The sequence below is a fragment of the Bacillus sp. S4 genome (assembly GCF_040838205.1).
Taxonomy (GTDB): domain Bacteria; phylum Bacillota; class Bacilli; order Bacillales; family Bacillaceae_G; genus Bacillus_A; species Bacillus_A cereus_U.
The window spans coordinates 1-3220 of sequence record NZ_JBFPJI010000349.1 but is presented as its reverse complement, the minus strand read 5'-3'; the positions used below and the strand labels follow the sequence as shown (position 1 = coordinate 3220).

Here is a 3220-nt window from a genome sequence, read left to right as displayed (position 1 = left end):
GTTATGCTTACTACATAACTGGATTCCTTATCGTTTAACAACTTTTTTATTTTAAAATAACAACTTCCCTTAATTCCCTCTTCAACACTTTCCCTAAAGCGTTTTTCGGTAATTCGTCCATAAATACAACTTCCGGTATTTTATAGTTTGCTAGTTTCTCCTTACAATGTTGAATAATTTCTTCTTCTGTTAAAGGTGTTTGAATGTCCTTTACAATGTAAGCTGTTGGAATCTCACCCCAAAAGTCATCTGGAATTCCAACTACTGCAACTTCTAAAACACCGTTTATTTCATGAATAACATCTTCTACTTGATCTGGATATACGTTGTCACCACCGCGTACGATAACGTCTTTATATCTTCCCATAATATGTAGAAATCCATCGTCATCTATCATGCCAGCATCGCCCATGTTAAACCAATTATCTTTTACTACCTTCTTTGTCGCCTTTTCATTATTCCAATATCCTTTAAACATGTACGGACTTCTTACATGAATCTCTCCAACTTCATTTGTTGTTAGTTCATCACCTGTTTCTGGATGAACAATTTTCAATTCTACATGTTTAAGAGTTTTTCCTACAGAAGACATCTTTTCTTTTCCCATCATTGGATGCCATGAGGTTACAACCCAGCCTTCTGTACTACCATACCCTTGCACCATATATATTCCTTTTTTCATATATTTTTGAATGAGTGTTTCTGGCACTTTTGTACCACCGCTTTGCGCTATTTTAAAGGTTGAAATGTTACGCTCTTTTTTATTTAGTTCATCAAGCATATAACTATAAACCGCTGGAAACGCAAGCATCGTAGTAATTTTCTCTTCTTCAATCTTATCCCAAATAAGAGTAGGATTTGAATCAGATAAGAAAATCATCGTTATGCCATGATAAATGCAATTTAAAATAGAAAGCACCCCACTCATATGAAACAATGGATGCACTGATAAAAAGCGTTCACCTGCTGGAATTTCTCTTTGCCCCGCAATCTCAGCAAAATAATAGTGTAAGTTTTTATGTCCAATCACACATGCTTTTGCCTGTCCAGTCGTTCCTGAAGTAAATAAGTAAATCGCATCATCATCTTCATGAACTTCTACGTTCGGTTCTGTAATTGGCTGTTCTTGCAATTTTAATTCAAATGAACCAAAGCCTTCTTCTGTCGTTTTAATTACATAAGGAATTTCTTTAACAGCATCAATCTTTAATAACACTTCACTAAATTCTTCATCAATAACTAATACTTTTAACTTTGCTTCTTTTACAATCGTTTCTAATTCATAAGCAGTAAGCTGATGATTTAGCGGAATAAATACCGCTCCAATTTTCAAACTTGCCATCAGAACGCTTGGAAACGGGGGATTATTTTTACATAGGATTCCTATACGATCCCCTCTTTGCAAACCGTTATGTAACAAATAATGTGCAAGCTGATTTACTCGTTCATTATACTGCTGAAATGAATATCTTTTCTCTCCCCCTACAAGCGCTTCCAAATTTGGTGATTGCATTGCTCTTTTTTGTAATAATTGTCGCATCGTTCTCAAGTAAAACTCCCCTTTATATATGTTAGGTTTTTTATTTTATCAGATTAATTATTAATTTACTAAAGATTACACTTAGTGAATATAAAACCAATAAAGTGAAACTTTAATCAGCCCTCACCAATCGGGCTTTTACGGGCGGCCCGACTCCCACCTAACTCCCTCGTATTCACTGAATTTTGAGGTAGGAGTCCTACTGCCCGCAAATAGCGGGATAAAAAAATAGCCATCTACTTAAGCAAGTAAATGGCCATTTCTCCTTATATATTAGAATACTTCTTATTCATCACATATTGCACATACTCAGGTGCACTTTTATCAATCTCTTCATCACTGATTTCATATTCTGCACCATATAAATAAAACGAAGGTATAAATTCCATTCCCGTGTATAAGCTTGTAGCGTGAAATGGTTTCGTCAACTCAGCCATTGTAATCCCGCTATTTTCATAGTCTTTTTCTAATCCACCTATAGAAATAGCTACACCAAACTCTTTTCCCTTCACTTTATCCCCTTTAGATCCGTAAGCAAATCCATACGTTAACACATCATCAAACCACTTCTTTAATAAAGGCGGTGAGCTATACCAATAAAATGGAAATTGAAATATATATCGGTCGTGTTCTACTAACAGCTTTTGTTCCTCTTCAACATTAAACTCCCAATTTGGTGCCGCTTTATATAGTTCATGCACCGTAACTTCATCGGAATGTTTCTCAAGCTCTTCTATCCATCTTTTATTAATTCGAGACTTTTCAATATCAGGATGTGCTACAATTACAAGTGTTTTCATATAGTTTCTTCCCCCTTATAAATAATTCAAACCCTTTAGTATTAGTATGAATGAGTCACATATAATTGAAAAGTACGTACTTTCAGGTACTATAGGAACCTTGAGGTACCTTTGGAGGTGTTATATGAATCAAAATGATGACTGCCCAATTGCAACAACACTCGATGTAATCGGCGGAAAATGGAAAGTTTATATTTTATGTGTTTTGATGGATGGAAAAATGCGAACAAATGAAATCAAACGAGAAATTCCAAACCTTACACAAAAAGTTCTTACACAACAACTTCGACAACTTGAAGCTGATGGGATTATTCATCGTACCGTATATCAAGAAGTACCACCAAAGGTTGAGTACACAATAAGTGAACACGGAAAATCTTTAATGCAAATTATGAATGAACTATTTGAATGGGGAAAAGATCATCAGATGAAAAGATTAAATGACTAAAAGAACCCTACCTACTTTGTTACATCTTCTATGCAAAGAATTCTTTTAAAATTTTGTAATAGGAGTATCGTCACATCACTATTAAGTTAAGAAAATAGATTACCCCCAAAATGAACTTCTTTGCTATAAAAGACAAAAAGTTTCTGTTTTGGGGGCACTATAAAATTTAAACTTGATACCGATGTGTTACTACCCCAATTTGATATAGGCTTCGTGAATTTCGTGTGTTTGTCCTCGTTGTAGCTGGAATGGATTTGGCAATTGTTACAGAAAAAAGAACCAACATTCTTACAAATCTGAAAAAACAAAAATGGCTGTTTATGAAACTTTCTATATTTATACTTAAAGTTGGTGCTACTTCTTTATTGCATTAGATAGTAATGTAATTTATAATACGTTTAAATGATTAAATTCTTAAACGGAAGGTAATGT

Annotated in this window: 3 protein-coding genes; 1 reads left to right on the top strand and 2 read right to left on the bottom strand. The window is 34.2% G+C overall.

The window, feature by feature from the left end; genetic code table 11:
• Window positions 1-46: 46 nt before the first annotated feature.
• A complete protein-coding gene (locus AB3X48_RS19850) occupies window positions 47-1549 on the bottom strand; it encodes a class I adenylate-forming enzyme family protein (protein ID WP_016105523.1) in 1503 nt (500 codons plus the stop codon).
• Between the two features lie 257 nt (window positions 1550-1806).
• On the bottom strand, window positions 1807-2340 hold the full coding sequence (locus tag AB3X48_RS19845) for an NAD(P)H-dependent oxidoreductase (protein WP_016105524.1): 534 nt from the start codon (window positions 2338-2340) through the stop codon (window positions 1807-1809).
• 124 nt (window positions 2341-2464) lie between these two features.
• Here AB3X48_RS19845 and AB3X48_RS19840 point away from each other — a divergent pair, with 124 nt between their 5' ends.
• A complete protein-coding gene (locus tag AB3X48_RS19840; RefSeq protein WP_002137377.1) occupies window positions 2465-2788 on the top strand; it encodes a winged helix-turn-helix transcriptional regulator in 324 nt (107 codons plus the stop codon).
• The last annotated feature ends 432 nt before the right edge of the window (window positions 2789-3220 follow it).